The organism is Micromonospora sp. NPDC048887, from assembly GCF_040649715.1.
Taxonomy (GTDB): Bacteria; Actinomycetota; Actinomycetes; order Mycobacteriales; family Micromonosporaceae; genus Micromonospora.
Genome location: NZ_JBEZGA010000001.1, coordinates 587,446 through 606,724 on the forward strand (window position 1 = coordinate 587,446; position 19,279 = coordinate 606,724).

The 19,279-nt window shown below is 73.7% G+C and carries 19 protein-coding genes; 11 read left to right on the forward strand and 8 right to left on the reverse strand.

Features of this window, described 5'->3' with window-relative positions:
• Nucleotides 1-151: 151 nt before the first annotated feature.
• Nucleotides 152-931 carry a D-Ala-D-Ala carboxypeptidase family metallohydrolase gene (locus AB0C17_RS02800; protein WP_357476352.1) on the forward strand — a complete coding sequence of 260 codons (780 nt, stop codon included), beginning with the start codon at nt 152-154 and terminating at the stop codon, nt 929-931.
• A 219-nt stretch (nt 932-1,150) separates the two neighbouring features.
• On the opposite strand, the gene AB0C17_RS02805 is transcribed toward AB0C17_RS02800, so the two are convergent.
• The 4 genes from AB0C17_RS02805 to AB0C17_RS02820 form a co-directional block, all read right to left on the reverse strand.
• A complete protein-coding gene (locus tag AB0C17_RS02805) occupies nt 1,151-1,594 on the reverse strand; it encodes a hypothetical protein (protein WP_357386004.1) in 444 nt (147 codons plus the stop codon).
• A gap of 87 nt (nt 1,595-1,681) precedes the next feature.
• Complete coding sequence (locus AB0C17_RS02810) at nt 1,682-3,106, reverse strand: DUF234 domain-containing protein (RefSeq protein ID WP_357476355.1); 1,425 nt, start codon at nt 3,104-3,106, stop codon at nt 1,682-1,684.
• 69 nt (nt 3,107-3,175) lie between these two features.
• Nucleotides 3,176-3,871, reverse strand: a complete 696-nt coding sequence (locus AB0C17_RS02815; RefSeq protein WP_357386008.1) for a response regulator transcription factor — start codon at nt 3,869-3,871, stop codon at nt 3,176-3,178.
• The gene (locus AB0C17_RS02820) at nt 3,844-5,079 is read right to left on the reverse strand and encodes a histidine kinase (RefSeq protein WP_357476357.1); all 1,236 of its coding nucleotides are present in this window, start codon (nt 5,077-5,079) and stop codon (nt 3,844-3,846) included. Before AB0C17_RS02820 ends, AB0C17_RS02815 begins: the two co-directional genes overlap by 28 nt.
• A 132-nt stretch (nt 5,080-5,211) precedes the next feature.
• Here AB0C17_RS02820 and AB0C17_RS02825 point away from each other — a divergent pair, with 132 nt between their 5' ends.
• Genes AB0C17_RS02825 through AB0C17_RS02835 form a run of 3 tightly spaced genes read left to right on the forward strand, consistent with a single transcriptional unit; the run spans nt 5,212 to nt 7,600 of the window.
• Complete coding sequence (locus tag AB0C17_RS02825; RefSeq protein WP_357476359.1) at nt 5,212-6,111, forward strand: ATP-binding cassette domain-containing protein; 900 nt, start codon at nt 5,212-5,214, stop codon at nt 6,109-6,111.
• The gene (locus AB0C17_RS02830) at nt 6,108-6,893 is read left to right on the forward strand and encodes an ABC transporter permease (protein ID WP_357386014.1); all 786 of its coding nucleotides are present in this window, start codon (nt 6,108-6,110) and stop codon (nt 6,891-6,893) included. The genes AB0C17_RS02825 and AB0C17_RS02830 overlap by 4 nt, the downstream gene beginning before the upstream one ends.
• Nucleotides 6,890-7,600 (forward strand): hypothetical protein, encoded by a 711-nt coding sequence (locus AB0C17_RS02835; protein ID WP_357476361.1) that lies wholly within the window; start codon nt 6,890-6,892, stop codon nt 7,598-7,600. Before AB0C17_RS02830 ends, AB0C17_RS02835 begins: the two co-directional genes overlap by 4 nt.
• A 169-nt stretch (nt 7,601-7,769) precedes the next feature.
• On the opposite strand, the gene AB0C17_RS02840 is transcribed toward AB0C17_RS02835, so the two are convergent.
• Both AB0C17_RS02840 and AB0C17_RS02845 read right to left on the reverse strand, forming a co-directional pair.
• Nucleotides 7,770-8,864, reverse strand: a complete 1,095-nt coding sequence (locus tag AB0C17_RS02840; protein WP_357476363.1) for a serine hydrolase domain-containing protein — start codon at nt 8,862-8,864, stop codon at nt 7,770-7,772.
• A gap of 34 nt (nt 8,865-8,898) precedes the next feature.
• Nucleotides 8,899-9,405 (reverse strand): ArsR family transcriptional regulator, encoded by a 507-nt coding sequence (locus tag AB0C17_RS02845; protein WP_357476365.1) that lies wholly within the window; start codon nt 9,403-9,405, stop codon nt 8,899-8,901.
• Nucleotides 9,406-9,563: 158 nt separating this feature from the next.
• On the opposite strand from AB0C17_RS02845, the gene AB0C17_RS02850 reads away from it, so the two are divergent.
• From AB0C17_RS02850 to AB0C17_RS02860, 3 genes are read left to right on the forward strand one after another with little or no spacing between them, the layout of a single operon-like run.
• Nucleotides 9,564-10,385: a CDP-alcohol phosphatidyltransferase family protein gene (locus AB0C17_RS02850; protein ID WP_357386026.1), complete on the forward strand. Its 822-nt coding sequence runs from the start codon at nt 9,564-9,566 to the stop codon at nt 10,383-10,385.
• Complete coding sequence (locus AB0C17_RS02855; RefSeq protein ID WP_357386028.1) at nt 10,382-12,097, forward strand: sulfatase; 1,716 nt, start codon at nt 10,382-10,384, stop codon at nt 12,095-12,097. The genes AB0C17_RS02850 and AB0C17_RS02855 overlap by 4 nt, the downstream gene beginning before the upstream one ends.
• A 13-nt stretch (nt 12,098-12,110) precedes the next feature.
• A complete protein-coding gene (locus tag AB0C17_RS02860) occupies nt 12,111-12,866 on the forward strand; it encodes an FkbM family methyltransferase (protein WP_357386139.1) in 756 nt (251 codons plus the stop codon).
• Nucleotides 12,867-12,875: 9 nt separating this feature from the next.
• Here the strand turns inward: AB0C17_RS02860 and AB0C17_RS02865 are convergent, their stop codons facing one another.
• Nucleotides 12,876-13,877 (reverse strand): MBL fold metallo-hydrolase, encoded by a 1,002-nt coding sequence (locus AB0C17_RS02865; RefSeq protein WP_357466876.1) that lies wholly within the window; start codon nt 13,875-13,877, stop codon nt 12,876-12,878.
• Nucleotides 13,878-14,016: 139 nt separating this feature from the next.
• Complete coding sequence (locus AB0C17_RS02870; protein ID WP_357476367.1) at nt 14,017-14,898, reverse strand: serine hydrolase; 882 nt, start codon at nt 14,896-14,898, stop codon at nt 14,017-14,019.
• 38 nt (nt 14,899-14,936) lie between these two features.
• On the opposite strand from AB0C17_RS02870, the gene AB0C17_RS02875 reads away from it, so the two are divergent.
• The 4 genes from AB0C17_RS02875 (at nt 14,937) to AB0C17_RS02890 (ending at nt 19,213) form a co-directional block, all read left to right on the forward strand.
• A complete protein-coding gene (locus AB0C17_RS02875; protein ID WP_357386034.1) occupies nt 14,937-15,914 on the forward strand; it encodes a LysR substrate-binding domain-containing protein in 978 nt (325 codons plus the stop codon).
• 40 nt (nt 15,915-15,954) lie between these two features.
• The gene (locus AB0C17_RS02880) at nt 15,955-17,130 is read left to right on the forward strand and encodes an endonuclease (protein ID WP_357386036.1); all 1,176 of its coding nucleotides are present in this window, start codon (nt 15,955-15,957) and stop codon (nt 17,128-17,130) included.
• 116 nt (nt 17,131-17,246) lie between these two features.
• The gene (locus AB0C17_RS02885; RefSeq protein ID WP_357386038.1) at nt 17,247-18,101 is read left to right on the forward strand and encodes an aldo/keto reductase; all 855 of its coding nucleotides are present in this window, start codon (nt 17,247-17,249) and stop codon (nt 18,099-18,101) included.
• A gap of 128 nt (nt 18,102-18,229) precedes the next feature.
• Nucleotides 18,230-19,213, forward strand: a complete 984-nt coding sequence (locus AB0C17_RS02890) for an aldo/keto reductase (protein WP_357476369.1) — start codon at nt 18,230-18,232, stop codon at nt 19,211-19,213.
• Nucleotides 19,214-19,279 lie beyond the last annotated feature (66 nt).

Genomic DNA, 19,279 nt, shown 5'->3' on the forward strand with positions numbered 1-19,279 from the left:
TCACAGCTGATACTCAGCAAGCGCCTGATGTGAGAACAATTTCGGCTAATCACCACGAAGAGTCCTCGCACCTGTCACGGTGAGAGAGACGGGACGTACCGGTCGATGTGCCCGTCGGACCCCAGTTCCGCTCTGACATCGGGAGGACTCTGTGCGCGTCAACACCCTGAAGCGGGCGGCGGTCGCGTTCGCGCTGGCCCTGCCCGGGGCCGCCGTGGCGACCGTCGTGGCCGCGCCACCGGCCCACGCCGACGGCTGCTACACCTGGAACCGCACCCTGTCGCAGGGACGCTCCGGCTCCGACGTGCGGCAGCTCCAGATCCGGGTGGCCGGCTGGGCCGGGTACGCCGGCGTCGTCCGGGTCGACGGCGTCTACGGCCCGGAGACCGCAGCCGCGGTCAAGCGCTTCCAGGCCGCGTACGGGCTGCGCGCCGACGGCGTGGCCGGGCCGCAGACGTTTGCCAAGATCTACGACCTGCAGAAGGACAGCGACTGCACGCCGAAGCACTTCAGCTACGCCGAGCTGGACAACGGCTGCGGCAAGGGTGGGTGGGCCGGCGGCCCGCTCTCCTCGGCGGCCACCAAGGAGAACGCGCTGCGCACCATGTGGAAGCTGGAGGCGCTGCGCCGCAGCCTCGGCGACAAGCCGATCTACGTGACCAGCGGGTTCCGCAGCATCGCCTGCAACCGGCAGGTCGGCGGGGCCACGGACAGCCAGCACCTCTACGGCAACGCGGCCGACCTGATCGCCAAGCACCGCAGCCTCTGCGAGATCGCCCGGTCGGCCCGCGACCAGGGCTTCAGCGGCATCTACGGGCCCGGCTACCCGGACCACGACGACCACACGCACGTGGACTCGCGGCGGGAGAACAACCGGGACAAGGTGGCTAACACCAGGGACTGGGCCGCCCCGGACTGCGGGGTCGAGTGACGCGGTGACGGCGGCCCGGCACGGGGGTGGGGGCTCCCCGGCCGGGCCGCCGTCGGCATGCTCCGGCGCGATCGACGCCACTCCGCGACGGGGCGTGGACGCGACCGGAACGGGACGCCGGGCGTCAGCTCACCCGGACCTGCGGGCCTGGGGTGGGCCCGCCCGGCACCGGGCGAGGGGCCGGCGTCAGCTCGCCCGGGACCAGGCGAGGGCTCGGGGTCAGCTCGCCCGGGGCCAGCGAGGGCGGGCGGCGGGTGCGGGCCGCCCGGCGACGGGCCGCAGACCGGGCCGCACCGGCGGCACGGCGACCCGGGGGACCGGACCGCGGGCCGCCTGGCCGGGCGTACGGGCGGCCTGACGCGGCCCGGTCAGCACGAACGGGAAGGGCACGTGCACGAACGGGTTGCCGTGCCGGATCAGCGCGTCGATCTGCCGGTCGTTGAGACCGTGAGTCTCCAGCACGCGCCGGCCCCAGCGATGCAACCGGCAGGGGAACGACGACCCGTCGTTGCGGCACTTCGGCCCCGCGGGCCACTCCTCGGCGGCGTGCACCACCACCGCCCGGACCGCGAGGCGGACGTCCTCAGGGGTCAACGGCGCCGGTACCGGCACCTCGCCCAGGATCTGGTCGATGGGATCCGTCGACTGCTCACCAACTCGCACGGCAGGCCTCCCGCAGCTCGGCAGCGATACGGCGGAACGGCCGCACCACATCCTCGACCACTGGTACGGCCCGGAAACGGCAGTAGTTCAATCCCGCCACGCGGCGAGCAGTTCGGCCGGCCCGAGCGCGGTGATGCCGTCTACCGCACGGCCACTGCGCACCACCGCGACGAGCGGCGTGTGGTCGTCGGCACCCGGCAGCTGGGCGCGGTGGTGGAGCAGCCGGGCCAGGTCGTGGGCGTCGAACGCGCCGTTCTCCAGCCATTTGACCGAACCCACGAACGTGATCCGCTTGGCCACCGGGCTCCGGTCACCGCCGACCAGGTCGATCTCGGGATCGTTGGTACGCGTCCAGTACCCGCCCACCTCCCCCGTCCCGGACGGCAGGTGCCCCGGCGGCAGCCGGCGCAGCGACTCCCGGATCACCGGCTCGACCGCACGTCCCCGCCAGGAGGTCCAGGACGAGTGGATGCGGGCGAGCGTCAGATCCCCTCTGCCGCGCTCGATCTCGGCGAGGTACGGATCGAGGAAGGCGAGCCAGAAGCGGAGGTACGGGTCGGCGACCGTGTAGCGGGTCTCGCGCGACGGACGGGTGGACAGCGGGAGGGTGGCGTCCACGACCCGCTTGTCTGTCAGCAGCCGGAGCGCGCGGTGCAGCGAAGCCTGCGGGATCCCGCCGGCGGCCCGCGCGATGGAGGAGGAGGTGCGCTCCCCCGAGCCGATGGCGCGCAGCACCACGCCCGGTTGGGACTGCGGCGGGAACTCGGCGGCGAGGGCCCGTTCCCCGCTGACGAGCAGCGCGGAGGTGGGATCCGGGACGGCCTGGGCGAGGTAGTCGCGCACGGTCTCGCCGGGGGCCCAGTCGTCGAGGACGAGCGGTAGGCCGCCGGTGACGAGGTACGCGTCGATGGCATCGGCCGGCGGCAGCTGGAGCATCTCGGCCACGTCGCCGGGGCTCAGGGGCGGCACGACCATCTCGGTCGCGCGTTGGTGGAACGGCCGGCCGTAGTCGTTGAGCGCCTCCATCATCGCCAGGTCGGAGCCGACGCAGATCAGCAGGACCGGCCGGCGGGACAACTCCCTGTCGAAGACCTTCTGGAGGGTGCCCTCGAAACCCGGGTCGGTGGCGATGAGGTAGGGCATCTCGTCGAGCACGACGACGCTGGGCTGGTCCGCGGGCAGCGCGGCGGCGAGGAGGGCGAGAGCCGCGTCCCAGGTAGCGGGCGCCTGCGCCGTGAAGAGCGCCGCGCCGGGGAGCGTTGAGCCGGCCGCCGCCTCGACGAAGAGGCGCAGGTCTGCGGCCACCGTGGGTTGCGCCGAGGCGGTGAAGAAGAGGTGCGGTACGTCAGCGCGCTCGACGAACTCCTCCACGAGCCGGGACTTGCCCACCCGGCGGCGCCCTCGCATGAGCACCGCCCGCCCCGGCCGCCCCGCCCGGCCGCCGCGTTCGACGCGCGCCAGCATGCCGTCGAGCCGGTCCAGCTCCCGCGTCCTGCCGACGAAACCGGCCACGTCATCACCTCACGCCATCATCGCCGATACTCTCACTCTTGATAGTATCGCTGATGAGAGCTTCTGGCGTCAGACCAGGCCGGCGTCCTGGACCAGCAGGGCCACCTGCACACGGTTGTTCAGGTCGAGCTTCGTCAGCAGCCGCGACACGTACGCCTTCACCGTCGCCACACTCATGAACAGCTCGGCGGAGATCTCCGCGTTGGTCCGGCCCCGGCCGAGCAGCACCGCGACCTCCCGCTCCCGCTCGGATAGCCCGTCGAGCAGCCGTACCGCCCGCTCCCGTTTCGGGTCCGGGCCGGACACCGGCGCGGCGCCCGTGACGTGCGCGATGAGTTTGCGGGTCACCGCCGGGGACAGCGTCGCCTCCCCCGCCGCGACCCGGCGTACCGCCGCCACGATGTCGGCCGGCGGGGTGTCCTTGAGCAGGAAGCCGCTCGCCCCGGCGCGCAGCGCCCGCAGCACCTGCTCGTCGGCGTCGAAGGTGGTGAGCACCAGCACCTCGGGCGGATCGGCGGTGGCACGCAGCGCCTCGGTGGCGGCCAGGCCGTCGACCCGGGGCATGCGGATGTCCATCAGCACCACGTCCGGGGCGTACGCGGCGACGGCGGCCGGCACCTCGGCTCCGTCGGCGGCCTCGCCGACCACACTCAGGTCGGGCACCCCGCCGAGGATCATCGACAGCGCACCACGCACCAGCGGGTCGTCGTCGACGATCAGCACCCGGACCGGGGCGCTCACTGAGCCGCCGCCCAGGGCAGCCACGCGGTCAGCCGGAACGTGCCGTCGGCGTCGCGCCCGTGTTCCAGGCGGCCACCGGCGAGCGTGACCCGTTCGGCGATCCCGACCAGCCCGGTGCCGGCGCCCGGGATAGCGGTGGCGGGCGCACCGACGGGCCACGGGTTGACGATCTCCACCGCCAGCCCGTCCCCCGGACCACCGGCCAGCCGGACCGTCACCACCGCGCCCGGTGCGTGCTTGCGGGCGTTTGTCAGCCCCTCCTGCACGATCCGGTACGCGCTGCGCCCGATCGCCGCCGGCACCGTCTCCGGCCCGGCCACCTCGTCGACCACGCCGACCCGTACCCCGGCGTCGCGGCTCTCGGCGACCAGCGCCGGCACGTCGGCAAGCGTGGGCTGCGGCCGTTCCGGTGTGGCCTCGGAGCCCACCTCGGCCCGGAGCACGCCGATCACCTCGCGCAGGTCCTGGAGCGCGGCGTGCGCGCTGGCCCGGATCACACCGGCCGCCCGCGCCACCTCCTCCGGCGGCGCGTCCGGCCGGAACTCCAGCGCGCCCGCGTGCAGGCTGAGCAGGGAGATCCGGTGCGCGAGCACGTCGTGCATCTCCCTGGCGATCCGGCCGCGTTCGAGCCGCCGGGCCTGGTCGAGCCGGAGTTGCTGCTCGGCCTCGGCCCGCTCGGCGCGGTCGCGCAGGGACAGCACCAGCTGGCGGCGGGCCCTGACGAACAGGGCCCACGCCACCACCACGCCGATGAACAGCGCGGTCCAGATCACGGAACCCCAGAACGGCATCGTCGGATCGGGCCGCACGGCGAGGTAGACAGGCAGGCTCAGCACGTTCCAGGCCGCCAGGGCCAGGCCCACCGGCAGCGGCCGGTGCACGAGCACGGTGAACGTGATGACGAGCAACGCGAGGCCGGAGGTGACCGAGAAGAACACGAGCGGCGCGGTGGCCAGCGCCAGCCCGATCGGCCAGCGGCGGCGCAGCCAGAGCGCGCCGCTGACGAGCAGGCCGATGAGCAGGTCGACCTCCACCAGCCAGGCCGGACCGGCGTTGAGGCCGAACTCCGGGGTGGCGCTGGTGACGTCGCCGTGCGCGATCAGCACCCAGAGCAGCGAGGCCACGAACAGCACGCCGTCCACGAACCAGTCCCGCGGCGTCCGCCGGGCCCGGGCGGGCACCAGGGAGCCCGGCAGGAGCCAGGGATGATCGGGTACGGCGGCGCTTGTCACCCGTCCATGCTAGGAAGCCGTCCGGACCCGCTACCAGCTACCAAAGTCGACGTCTGCGGTGAACCGAGGTCGACGGCGGCGCCGACCGCCGGCCGCAGCGCGTGACCGGGTGGCCCCGGCAGGCTCGACGGCATGATCGAAGTCGACCAGCTCACCAAGCGGTACGGCCCGCACACCGCCGTCGAGGACGTCACGTTCCGGTGCGAACCGGGCTCGGTGACCGGTTTCCTGGGCCCGAACGGCGCCGGGAAGTCCACCACCATGCGGATGATCTGCGGGATGACGCCGCCCACCTCGGGTGCCGCCACCGTCGCCGGCCGCGCCTACCGCGACCTGCCCAACCCGGGGCGGGAGATCGGCGTGCTGCTCGACGCGTCGGCGCAGCACGCCGGGCGCACCGGGCGGGAGACGCTCACGCTCGCCGCCCGCACCATGGGCGTGGAGCGGGGTCGGGTGGCGGACGTACTCGACCGGGTCGGGCTGAACGACACCGCCGCCCGGCGCCGCGTCGGCGCGTACTCCCTGGGGATGCGGCAGCGGCTCGGCCTGGCGCTGGCGCTGCTGGGCGACCCCCGGGTCCTGATCCTGGACGAGCCGGCAAACGGCCTCGACCCGGAGGGGATCTTCTGGATGCGCGGCCTGCTGCGCGACTTCGCCGACCGGGGCGGCACGGTGCTGCTCTCCTCGCACCTGCTGCGCGAGGTGGAGGCGGTGGCCGACCGGCTGGTGGTGATCGGCGGCGGCCGGGTGGTCGCCCAGGGCGGCAAGGACGAGCTGCTCGCCGGTGCCGGCACGCTGGTGCGCGCCCGCGACCCGCACGCGCTGCGCCTGACGCTGGACCGGGCCGCGCTGCCCGCGTCCCCCGGCACCGACGGCGGCTTCGTCGTCCGGGCCGAGCCGGGCGTGGTCGGTCAGGCAGCGGCCGACGCCGGGCTGGTCCTCACCGAGCTGCGCCCGGCCGGCAGCGGCGGCCTGGAACAACTCTTCCTCACCCTCACCGCCGGCGCGTCGACCAAGGAGGCCGTCCGATGACCACCACAGCCGTTCCGACCGCACCGGCGCGGCACGAGCCGGCCACCGGCGGCCCCTCGCTGGCCCGGCTGACCGGCGTGGAGCTGCGCAAGCTCGCCGACACCCGGGCCGGACGCTGGCTGCTCATCACCATCGGCCTGATCGCCGCGGCGATCGTGGTGGTGCAACTGTTCGTCCTCGACGGGGCGGATCAGACGTTCACCGCCTTCTTCACCCCGTCGCTGCTGCCGGTCGGCCTGCTGCTGCCGGTGCTCGGCATCCTGTCCATCACCGGCGAGTGGTCGCAGCGCACCGCGCTCACCACGTTCGCGCTGGTGCCCCGCCGGGAGCGGGTGGTCGTCGCCAAGCTCGTCGCGGTGGTGCTCGCCGCGCTCGCCTCGGTGCTCGTCAGCCTGGCGGTCGCCGCCGTCGGCACGCTCGCCGCCCGCGCCACCGGCGGGGCGGGGGCCTGGACGTTCGACTGGCTACTGCTGCCGCACGCGGCCGTCTTCCAGGTGGCGAGCGTGCTGATGGGCGCCGCCTTCGGCCTGCTGCTGCTGAACACGCCGCTGGCGATCGTCGCCTACCTGCTGCTGCCGACCGTGTGGAGCCTGCTCGCCGCGATGATCTCCGCGCTGCGTGAGCCGGCCCGCTGGCTGGACACCTCCTACACCATGGAGCCGCTGCTCGGTGCCGAGATGACCGGCGGGCAGTGGGGCCGGCTCGGCGTCTCGCTGGCCGTCTGGGTGGTCCTGCCGCTGACCGCGGGTCTGGTCCGCACGCTGCGCCGGGAGGTGTCGTGACGGTGGCGGCCCGAGGGCTCGGTGAGGACGTCGTGGTCGACGGCGGACGCGGTGAGCTGGTGCTGATGTGGGCGGGATTCCCGCTGGTCGGGGCGGGGCTGGGCGCCGGGCTGACCGCGCTGTCCGGCTGGATCGCCGGGCTGCCCTGGTTCCCGTTCCAGGGCCTGTTCGAGCTGCTCGCCCGGTGGCCGGACGAGCGGGCGTACCCGATCGGGGCCGGGGTGGGCCTGCTCGGCGGCCTGTTCCTGGCGGTGGTGGCGGTCCGCGAGCGGCTGACCGTCACGGTCGGGCACCGGACGGTACGGCTGCACCGAGACGGGCACGACCGGGACGTGGCCCGCACCGACGTGGCCGGCGTGTTCGTCGACGGAAACACGCTGGTGCTGCTGGACACCGCCGGCGGCGAGCTGGCCCGGGAGAAGTCCGACCTGGACGCCGAGCGGTTGCGCGCGGCGTTCACCCGGCAGGGCTGGCCGTGGACCGGTCAGGACCCGCACCGGGACGCGTACCGGCGGTGGGTCGAAGGGCTGCCCGACCTGCCGCCGGGCGCGGACGCCCTGCTGCGTGCCCGGCAGCGGGCGCTCGACGGCGGCCACGACGCCGAGACCCGGGAGCTGCACGGGGAGCTGGCCCGGCTCGGCGTCGTGGTCCGCGACGAGGGCAAACGGCAGTACTGGCGGCTGGTCACCCGCCCGCTGTCGGATTGACCGGCGCCGTCGCGCTGCGATCTTCGCACCGAGAATTTACGTTCGCCCATGGCGAGGGTCACGGCTCCTCGGACGCGGTGGCCCCGGACGGTGCGACGGGAGGGCCGGCATGGCCGTGGACAGGGCATCTTCCGGCGCAAGCCGGTCGAGCGCTGACCGCCGCGTCACCTCAGACGTCGAGCAGTCGCAGGCCGATCGGGTCCACGTCGCGTGTGGTGTTGCCGAGCATCACCACACCTCGGCCGGCGGCCCGGTCAAAGCCCAGGAAGGCCCGGAAGCCACTGGTACCCCCGTTGTGCCAGACGACCTCCCGGCCGCCGTGCCGGCTGGTGAACCAGCCGTACCCGATCCGCCGGTCGTCCCCGGCGTCGAACCGGGGAGTGGCCGCGTCGGCACCGGGTGCCGTGCCGGCGAGCATCGCGGCGGTGAGCCGGGCCAGGTCCTCCGCCGTGGACCAGATCCCGACGCCGGCCGGCGCGTAGCCCGCGCCCAGCCACGGGTCGGCGGCCCGGCCGGCGGCGGTGGCGCCCTCGGCTCGTCCGGCGGGCAGGTGCCCGGCCTCGGTGGCGGCCAGGGTTCCGGCCATGCCGAGTGGACACAGCACGTCCCGCCGCAGCAGTTCCGGATAGTCGACACCGGCCCGGGCCGCGAGCGCCTGGCCGAGCAGCGCCGCGCCGAAGTTCGAGTAGGAGACGGTGCCGCGGTCGCCGCCCGGCTCGGTGTTCGCGGTGGCGGCGACGATCCGGTCCACGTCGTGGCCGGCGTACGCGTTCCCGGCCGTGGACGCCGCCCACCACATCCGGACCGTCGCACCGGCGGAGCCGGGTGCCAGCCGGGGCAGCCCGGCCCGGTGACTGGCCAATTCGGCGAGGGTGACCTCGCCGGCCGTACCGGTCACGCCGGGCAGGACGGCGGCCAGCCGGTCGTCGGGACCGACGGTGCCGGCCGCCACCTGCCGGGCCAGGAGCATGCCGGTGAGCGGCTTGGCGACCGAGCCGATCTCGAACGGGGTCCCCGGTTCGACGGCCGGCCCGCCGCGCGCCCGTTCGCCGAGGCCCGCGACGCGGACCCGGTCGCCGTCGATCACCGCCACCGCGAGGCCGCGCAGCCCCTGGAGATCATCGACTGCGGCACGGACCGTCGCGGCCAGGCCCGCGTCACCGGTCTGCTGCGAGCCCAGGCGCGGCGGCCGGGGCTTCCGGACGGCGGCCACCGCCGAGCCGGCGAGGCCGGCGGCGACGGCGAGAACGATCGGGGTACGCATGAGGGCTGCCTTCCGTCGGAGTGGCCGGACCGGGTCAGCGGCGGGCCGCGGTGAGGATGGCCAGCAGCGGCACCACCCGCTCGGGCGGTATGTCGTAGCGCCCGCGAGCGCCGCTGCGCAGCCAGCCCGCGGCGGCGAGTTGCCGCAGGTGGTGGTGGAGCTGGCCGGTGGTGCCGATCCCGTCGAGGTCGGCCAGTGCGGCGGTGCCGTGCCGGCCGCCGAGGATCTCCCGCAGCAGCCGCAGTCGCACCGGATGCGCCAGCGCCGTGAGCGTGCCGGCCAGTGCCGCCCAGTCGGCGTCGAGCAGGTCGTCGACCGTGGCGCCGTACTGCCAGTCGTAGTGCCGGTCGGTGGTGCGGACGGTGCCGGTGTAGAGCACCGCCCCGGTGCCGTCGGCGGGGATCCGCCGCTTCAGGCCGCCGAGCGCCCAGAAGACGTCCTCCGGTGTGACCTCGGTCTCCGGCCTGCCCCCGGCCCGGTCGCCGGCCAGCCGGGCCATCTGTGTCTCCAGGGCCGCGAGCCGCTCCTCCACGCTTGCCATGGCCACCAAAATACGAAAGTACGTACTTACGTGCAAGCGAACAAACGCGCCGAGCTGCCGGTGTCACTACTTCTGCTGGCGCGTTTCTGGCATCAGGACGAACTGTTCGGGCATGTTCTCCGTACACACGTGTGGTTCGTGACGTCTACCTCGGAGGCATGGTGTCCGCACTTCGAACTGATCCACTCGCGGGGGCGATTCTCCAGGTCGGCGTACTCGCGGCCCTGGCCGGCACTGTCGGCCTGAGCGCGTACGGCTGGCTGGCCGGTCTACTCTTCGGGGTGGTGATGGTCGCGGCGCTCGGACACGGGCTGCGCCGCTCGGGCGCGGACCGGCTCGGGCCGGCCGACTGGGTGACGCTCACCCGGGCGACGCTCACCGGCGGGGTGGCGGCGCTGACCGTCGACTCGTTCCGCGGGCCGATCGCGGTCCCCCTCCTGGTCACGCTGGCCGCCGTGGCGCTCTCCCTGGACTGGGTCGACGGGCAGGTGGCCCGGCGTACCGGCACGGTGAGCGCGCTTGGCGCCCGGTTCGACATGGAGGTCGACTCCTTCCTCGTCCTGGTCCTCTGCGGGTACGTCGCCGACCAGGTGGGCGCCGGGGTGCTGGTGATCGGCGCGATGCGGTACGTCTTCGTCGCCGCCGGCTGGGCGCTGCCGTGGATGCGCGGCTCGCTGCCGCCGCGCTACTGGCGCAAGGTGGTCGCCGCAACGCAGGGCATCGCGCTGGCGGTGGTCGCGGCGGGCGTACTGCCCCGGCCGCTGGCGGTGGCGGTACTCCTCGGCGCGCTCGCGATGCTCGTCGAGTCGTTCGGCCGCGACGTCGCCTGGTTGTGGCGGCACCGCGTACCGTCGCGGCGGCGCCCGGTGGCGCTCCCGGCCGCGCCGGTCTCCCCCGCGCCCGCCGGTCACCACTCCGAGTGGACGCCGGACGTGCGGATCGCGCGCCAGCCCGCCGAGGCCGGCGGGAGGCGCCGGTGACCGACCTGTCCCGCCCGGCGGACGGCGACGACGCCCCGGACGCCGCCGCGACCGGCAACAATGAGGCCGGCACCACGACCGACGACGCTCCGACGCCCGGCCGGCGGCGTGCCCGGCGGCTGGTCGCCGTGACTGTCACCGCGCTGGCCGCCGCGCTCGTGCTGGTGGCACTCGTCGCGCCGAGCGACGCCAACGAGTTCAGTCCCGGCGCGTTCCTGCGCATCCCGGTGGAAGGGCTGATCGCCGTCGCCCTGCTGCTGGTCCTGCCGGCACGTCCGCGCCGGGTGGTGGCCACGGCGCTCGGCGTGCTGCTCGGCCTGGTCCTCGTCCTGAAGGTCACCGACCTCGGGTTCTCCCTGGTCCTGGACCGCAGCTTCGACCTGATCGCCGACTGGACGTTCCTCGGCGCGGGCGCGGAGTTCCTGTCCGAGTCGTACGGTCGCGCCGCCGAGGTGGGCGCGGTGGCGCTGGCGGTGGTCGCGGTGCTCGCCGTACCGCTGCTGGTGACGCTGTCGGTGCGGCGGCTGACCCGGGTCGTGGTCGCGAACCGGACGGTGACCGCCCGCGCGACCACCGCGTTCGCCGCCGCCTGGGTGGTCTGCGCCGTGCTCGGCGCGCAGATCGTGCCCGGCGTCCCGGTCGCCGCCGACACGGTCGCGGCCGGTCTCTACGACCGGGCCCGGCAGGTGCGGGCGGGCCTCAACGACCAGGAGAGGCTCAACACGCAGCTCGCCGGTGACCCGTTCCAGAACGTGCCGGGCGAGCAGTTGCTGACCGCGTTGCGCGGCAAGGACGTGCTGTTCACGTTCGTGGAGAGCTACGGCCGGGTCGCGCTGGAGGACCCGGACCTCGCGCCGGAGGTGGACGCCGTCCTCGACGAGGGGACCCGGCAGTTGCGCGCGGGCGGCTACGGCAGTCGCAGCGCGTTCCTCACCTCGTCCACCACCGGCGGCGGGAGCTGGCTGGCGCACGCCACGCTGATGAGCGGCATCCGGGCGGACAACCAGTTGCGCTACACCAACCTGGTCCGCAGCGACCACCTGACCCTCAACGGCGCGTTCAAGCGCGCCGGCTGGCGGACCACGCTGGTCATGCCGGCGCTCACCCGGGCCTGGCCGGAGGCCGAGTTCTTCTCCCCCGACCAGGTGTACGGCGTGAAGGAACTCGGCTACCGGGGACCGCTGTTCAGCTTCTCCTCCCCGCCGGACCAGTACACGCTGTCGACGTTCCAGCGCCGCGAGCGCGGACCGGGGCACGCCCCGGTGATGGCCGAGATCCCGCTGCTGTCGAGCCACATCCCGTGGACGCCGGTACCGCCGCTCGTCGACTGGGACGACGTCGGCGACGGCTCGGTCTACAAGGGGACGGCGCGCGCCGACCGCTCGGCGGAGGGCACCCGGGAGGCGTACCGGCAGGCGGTGGTCTACACGCTGCGCACGCTCATCTCCTACGTGCAGCGGTACGGCGACGAAAACCTGGTCCTGGTGTTCCTCGGCGACCACCAGCCGGCCCGGGCGGTCACCGGGGAAGGCGCCGGCAAGGACGTGCCGATCACGATCGTGGCGAAGGACCCGGCCGTGCTCGACCGCGTCGCCGGGTGGGGCTGGCAGGACGGCCTCAACCCCGACCCGCAGGCCCCGGTCTGGCCGATGGAGTCGTTCCGCGACCGGTTCCTGCACGCGTTCGGACCGAAGTCCACCACTCACAGTTAGGGATGTCGTGACGATGCTCGCGCGGGCCTGGGGGATCACCCGTTCCCTGGCCGTCTACCACGGTCAGCCGGCCAAGCACCGGCGTGCCCGGCAGCTCTACGGGCAGTTCCTCTCCCCCGGCGACCTGGCCTTCGACATCGGCGCCCACGTCGGCGGCCGGGTACGCACCTGGCGCCGGCTGGGCGCACGCGTGGTAGCGGTCGAGCCGCAGCCGGACTGCCTGCGGGTGCTGCGCCTGGGCTTCGGCCGGGACGCCGACGTGATCATCGAGCCGACGGCTGTCGGTGCCCGGTCCGGGAGCGCGCGGCTGGAGCTGTCGAGCGCGACGCCGACGGTGTCCACCATGTCGTCGTCGTGGATCGAGTCGGTCACCGCCGATCCGAGCTTCGCCGGGGTCCGCTGGGACCGGTCCATCGAGGTGCCGGTGGTGACGCTGGACGACCTGATCGCGCGGCACGGCGTACCGGCGTTCTGCAAGGTCGACGTCGAGGGCTTCGAGGTCGACGTGCTGGCCGGGCTGAGTCGTCCGGTGCGCGGGCTGTCCTTCGAGTACCTGCCGCCCGCGCACGACTCCGCGCTTGCCGTGTTGGACCTGGTGGAACGGCTGGGCGCGACGGCTGGCGGCTACCGCTACAACTACTCGCCGGTGGAGACCATGCGGTTCGCGAGCGACCGGTGGCTGGACGCGGCCGGGCTGGTACGCCTGCTGGAGACGTACCGCCCGGCCGGTCGCTCCGGCGACGTCTACGCCCGGCTGGCGGCCTCCTGAGCGGCGCCGTCAGAACCGGTACGCGGTGTGGTACTCGGGCACCAGCACGCGGCTGCGCGGCGAGACCCGGCGCACCTCGGCGACGAGGGCGTCGAGGCGTTCCCGGTCGCTGTCGGCGACAGTCGGCGGGTTGGTCAGCGGCGTCTCGAAGTTGTCCCAGTGCACCGGCACCACGACCTTCGGACGGCCCAGCGCGGTCATCAGCCGGGGCACGTAGTCGGCGGTCGCCGTGGTGGCGGCGGAGGCGACCATCGCGACGTCCGGGGCGAGCCCGCTCAGCTTGCGCTCGTCGAAGTCGCTGGCGCCCATGAAGAACACGGACGGGCCGCCGTCGATCCGGATCTGGTACGCCAGCGTGTCACCCTCGGGCAGGTCGGCGATCGTCTCCGGACGGGGCGGCGGGCTGACCCGTACCCCGGGGAACGCCATCGACCAGGTGGGATTCCGGCTGTGCAGCGAGCCGACCACCTCCACCGTGTACCCGTCGAAGTCGAGCACCTCCCCGCCCTTGACCGGGGCCAGCTGCCCGGTCGGCAGCCCGTAGGCCAGGCCGAGGTGATACGCGGTGAGCGTGCCGAAGACCCGGGCACCGGTCCGGGCGGCGATGTGCGGCACGTCGTTGAAGTGGTCCCAGTGGGTGTGGGTGACGAGGATGTTCTCGGCCCGGTCGGCGAGCCGGTCGACCACGTCGGCGGCCACTGTCAGCTGGGTGTCGGGGTTGAACGGCTTCCGGAACAGCCCGGTGTCGTACCGGCTCAGGTACGGATCGACGAGCACCGTCCGGTCCCCGATGTCGATCCGCCAACCGGAGGTGCCCCACCAGCGGAAGCTCACCGCGCCGCCGCGTCGCGTACCGCCGGCGGCGCGGCTCGGCGCGGTGACGGGGCTCGGCCCGGCGGCTCGGGCCGGGGTACCGGCGACGAGTCCGGCGGTGGTGACGGCGGCGGCGCCGACCGCCGTGTCGCGTAGCAGTCGACGGCGGGCGTAGCCGGACGGCCGGTTCTCGGGCATGTGTCGTCCTCCCCGTTCGGGATCGGTGATCGGTAGGCCCAGCCCACCACCCCGCAGTTCCCGATGTCCAAGATCGACGAGCGCAACGACCGATATCCAGACCGATATCACCGCAGGTCAGGCCGGTGGTCGACCTGGATCATCGCAATGCTTCGACGGCGGTCCGGGCCGCCTCCCCCATCGCCAGGTCCACGTCGATCCGGCGGGCGGCCAGCCGTTGCGTGCGTACCGCCACCGCGATCGCGTACCTGCGGCCGTCGGGGTACTCCGCGACGCCGGCTTCGAGGTGCAGCCCCGGAAGGGTGCCGGTCTTCCCGGCGACCCGGACCCCGGGTGGGAAGCCGGCGGCCAGCCGGGTCCAGAAGAGCTGCCGGGCCATCAGCTCCCGGACCATGGCGCACGCGGAGGCCGGGCCGGCCTCGTCCCGCCACACCAGACGGAGCAGCCGGGTCAGTTCCCGGGCGGTGCTGGAGCTGGTGTGCTCGGGGTCGAAGACCCGCATCGCGCGGATCCGTTCGGGCGGCAGGGTGGGGAAGATCCGCGCGAAGTCCGCCTCGGTGCGCGCGCCCACGTCGGAGAGCATCGTCTCGACGAGTTGCCGGGGGCCGCCGACGATCCGGGTGCGCGGCAGGTCCAGCTCCGCGGCCAGCATCGGCAGCACGTCCGCACCGATCCGGCGCAGGAGCAGGTCGGCCGCCGTGTTGTCACTCACCGACATGGCCAGGTACGCGAGGTCGCGCAGGGAGACCTCCACGTCGTCGGCGCAGCCGGCCACACCCCAGCCGCCGAGCCGGTCGGCGGCACCGACGAGCACCCGTTCGGTCGGGTCGAGCTGGCCGGCGGCCACCTGCCGGGCGAACTCCAGCACCACCATCACCTTGAAGACGGAGGCGATGACGATCTGCTCGTCGGCGCGCAGCGCCACCTCACCGCCGGCCGGGTCGTCCACGTCCACGACATGCAGGCAACCCCGCAACCCGGCCCGCCCGAAGATCTCCCCGACCCGTTCCGCCACATCCACGCCGACACGGTAACCAGCGGCGGCGCTAGGGTGCCCGGATGGATCTGCTGCGGCACCTGCGGCATTTCGTGGTGGTCGCCCGGGAACTGCACTTCGGCCGGGCCGCCGAGACGCTGGGCATGGCGCAGCCGCCGCTGAGCCAGTCGATCCAGCGGTTGGAGCGGGAGCTGGGCGTCGCCCTGTTCGACAGGTCGCAGCGCCAGGTCGGCCTCACCACCGCCGGCCAGTTGCTGCTCGGCGAGGCCGACGAACTGCTGGCCGGTGAACGCCGGCTGCGTCACGTCGCCGAGCGGGTCCGCCGGGGCGCGCTCGGGGTGCTGCGTGCCGGCGTACCCCCGGAGACCCCGGCCGTGACGTTGCGCGCGCTGCTCGACGCGCTCGCGGCCCGCGCGCCCGGGCTCGCCCTCGACCTGCACGAACTGACGAGCGCCGAGCAGCACCGGATGCTCGCGGACGGGCGGCTGGACGTCGGCCTGCTGCACCATCCGGTCGACGGGGCCGGGCTGCGCTTCGGCGAGCCGGTGGACGTACCGGTGGGTGTGCTGCTGCCCCGGTCCTCGCCGCTGGCCCGGCCTCGGGAGATCGCGCTCGCCGATCTGGCCGGCATGGACCTGGTCACCGCGCCACCGGCCACCGCGCCCGGCTGGCACGAGCATCTGCTGACCGTGTGCCGGCAGCACGGTTTCGCCCCGGCCCGGGTCCGCCCCGCGCGCAACCCGGAGTTCCTGTTCGGCCTGCTCCTGGCCGGTGGCGCGGTCGCCGTCGAGCCCGCGGCGCTGGCCCGCCGGGAACCGCGTGTCGCCTGGCGGCCGATCGCCGGCACGCCGCTGGTCCGGCGGATCTCCGCGGCCTGGCCCATCCGGGCCGCGCACCCGGCCGCGCCGATGTTCGGCAACCTCGCCACCGAGACGCTCGCCACGCCCGACGAACAGGCCGGGCCGGCGCTCCTCACCCCGGCGGCCCGGCCGTGGCCGGTGCTGTTCGAGGCCGGCCGGGACGAAAAGTTGGCCCGGTGACCTCCCGCAGTTCACCGCGATCCGGCTAACATCGCTGATCATGGATATGAAGCGCGTCACCCGCTCGCGACCCGGGCGGTTGGTCGCGGCGGTCGTGCTCGCCGTCGCGGTCGCGATCCCGCTCGGCGTGACCGGCTCCGCGTCAGCCGCGACAGCCCTCACCGTGGCGCAGGCGCTCGCCGCCCAGGACGGCCGGACGGCCACCGTCACCGGCTACGTCATCGGCCAGCCCACCGCCACGAACACGGTGCTCACCTCCGGCTTCACCGCGGACACCGCGATCGCCATCGCCGACCAGGCCGGCGAGACCGGCACCGGCCGGATGCTGTACGTGCAGGTGACGGCCGCCTGGCGGAGCACCTTCGGGCTGCTCACCAACCCGTCGCTGCGCGGGCGGCAGGTGACCGCGACCGGCGCGCTCACCGCGTACTTCAGCCACGGCGGGCTGAAGAACCCGACCTCGATGAGCCTCGGCGGCGGTGCCACGCCGACCCCGACCCCCACCGCGACCCCGGCGCCGACCGGCACGCCGGACGCGTACTACGCGAGCGCGGCCGGCAAGACCGGGCCGGCGCTGCGCACCGCGCTGCACGGCATCATCAGGGTGCAGACGAAGCTCAGCTACGACCAGGTGTGGGACGCGCTCAAGGACACCGACCAGGATCCGGCCAACCCGGCCAACGTGGTCCTGCTCTACAGCGGACGTTCGCAGAGCAAGACCAGCAACGGCGGCGGTGTGAACGACTGGAACCGGGAGCACGTCTGGGCCAAGTCGCACGGCGACTTCGGCACCGCCACCGGCCCCGGCACCGACGTGCACCACCTGCGGCCGGAGGACGTGTCGGTCAACTCGCTGCGCGGCAACAAGGACTTCGACTCAGGCGGCGGCACGGTGGCCGAGGCGCCCGGCTGCTACACCGACGCCGACTCGTTCGAGCCGCGCGACGCGGTGAAGGGCGACGTGGCCCGCATGATCCTCTACATGGCGATCCGGTACGAGGGCGACGACGGCTGGCCGGACCTGGAACCGAACGACTCGGTCTCGAACGGTTCCGCGCCCCGGCTCGGGCGGCTGTCGAAGCTGCTGGCCTGGAACGACCAGGATCCGCCGGACGCCTTCGAGCAGCGCCGCAACCAGCGCATCTACGAGCGCTGGCAGGGCAACCGCAATCCGTTCGTCGACCACCCGGAGTGGGCGCGGGCGATCTGGGCTTGACGCCCGTCCCCGACGTGAGGAAGCGTGGCGAGCGGGTAGAGACATCCGGTTGGCACGGCCGGGGGCTGTCGCACGGACGCGCCCCCGGGCACCACACGATCGGAGATGAGGCTCTCATGGCCCCCAACGGCATTCCGGACATCCCGCTCAACGATGGCAACACCATCCCGCAGCTCGGCTTCGGCGTGTTCCAGATCGACCCGAAGGACACCGCCCGCGCGGTCGGCACCGCGCTGGAGGTCGGCTACCGGCACGTCGACACCGCCCAGATGTACGGCAACGAGGCCGAGGTGGGCCAGGCGATCCGCGCCGCCGGGCTGGACCGGGGCGAGGTCTTCGTCACCAGCAAGCTGAACAATGGCTTCCACCGTCCGGACGACGCCCGCAAGGCGTTCGAGCAGTCGCTGCGGGAGCTGAAGTTCGACTACCTCGACCTGTTCCTGATCCACTGGCCGCTGCCCACGCGCTACGACGGCGACTTCGTCTCCACCTGGAAGGTGCTGGAGGAGCTGCGCGACGCGGGCACGGTCCGCTCGATCGGCGTGTCCAACTTCCAGGTCGCGCACCTGGAACGGCTGGCCGCCGAGGCGGACGTGGTGCCGGCGGTCAACCAGATCGAGGCGCACCCCTTCCTCGGCAACGAGGAGGTGCGGGCGTACGACAAGGCCCACGGCATCCTCACCGAGGCGTGGTCCCCGATCGCGCAGGGCCGGGTGCTCGACGACCCGACAGTGATCGACGTGGCCGAGCAGGTCGGCCGGACCCCGGCCCAGGTGGTGCTGCGCTGGCACGTGCAGCGCGGCGACATCGTCTTCCCGAAGTCGACCACGCCCAAGCGCATCGAGGAGAACTTCGCGATCTTCGACTTCACCCTCGACGACACCGCGATGGAGCGGCTCACCTCGCTGGACCGGGGCGAGGCCGGCCGGACGGGCCCGAACCCGGACGAGTTCGACTACATCCCGAGCTGAGCACCGTACGTGACGGAGGGGCCCCGGGCGACCGGGGCCCCTCCGTCTGCCGTCGTCGCGCTGTTGACTTCGCGCGCGCTCGAAGGGGCAGGGTGACCGGCAACGCTCCGACGGGGAGGAAGACATCCATGCGCTACCGCACCATCGGCACCGACCCGGCCACCCGCCGCGAGGTCAGTGTGCTCAGTCTCGGCGCGATGCTGTTCGGCACCGCGACCGACGAGGCCACCTCGTTCGCCATCCTCGACCGGTACGTCGAGGCGGGCGGCACCTTCATCGACACCTCGGACAACTACGCCTTCTGGCAGAACGGGGGCCAGGGTGGCGAGAGCGAGGAACTGCTCGGCCGCTGGCGGCGCAGCCGCGGGATCGGCGGCGAGGTGGTCATCGCCACGAAGCTGGGCGCCCGTCCGCTCGCGCCCGGCACCAGCTACGTGGACAACCCCGAAGGGCTGTCGGCCAAGGTGATCCGCGAGTCCGCCGAGCGCAGCCGGGAGCGGCTCGGCGTCGAGCGGATCGACCTGCTCTACGCCCACATCGAGGACCGGACGATCCCGGTGCGGGAGACCGTGGAGGGCTTCGCCGAGCTGGTCGGCGAGGGCACCGTCGGGTTGCTGGGCGCCAGCAACCACCGCGCCTGGCGGGTCGAACGGGCCCGGGCCCTCGCCGCCGCGGCCGGCCTGCCCGGGTACGAGGTGCTCCAGTACCACCGCAGCTACCTCCCCCGGCGCCTGGACGTGCCGAGCGAGCTGGACCCGGACGGCGACGTCGGCTGGGTCGGCCCGGACCTGCTCAGCTACCTGCGTACCGAGCCGCAGCTCACGCTGGTCGCGTACTCGCCGCTGCTGAAGGGCGCGTACGTGCGGCCGGAGCGGCTCGGCGAGGAGTACGTGCTGCCCGCCACCCCGGCCCGGCTGGCGGCGCTGCGGGTGGTGGCCGGCGAGACCGGCGCCACCGTCAACCAGGTGGTGCTGGCCTGGCTGATGGGCGGGGACCAGCCGTCCATCCCACTCGTCGGCTTCTCCTCGGTGGCGCAGTTGGAGGAGAGCCTTGCCGCTGTCGACCTGGAACTGACCGCCGAGCAGCGGAACCGGCTGGACTCGGCCCGCTGACCGGCGCCGGGCCGGGTGGCCGATGCGCCACCCGCCCGGCGTGGCCGCGCCACCGCCAGATCGGAT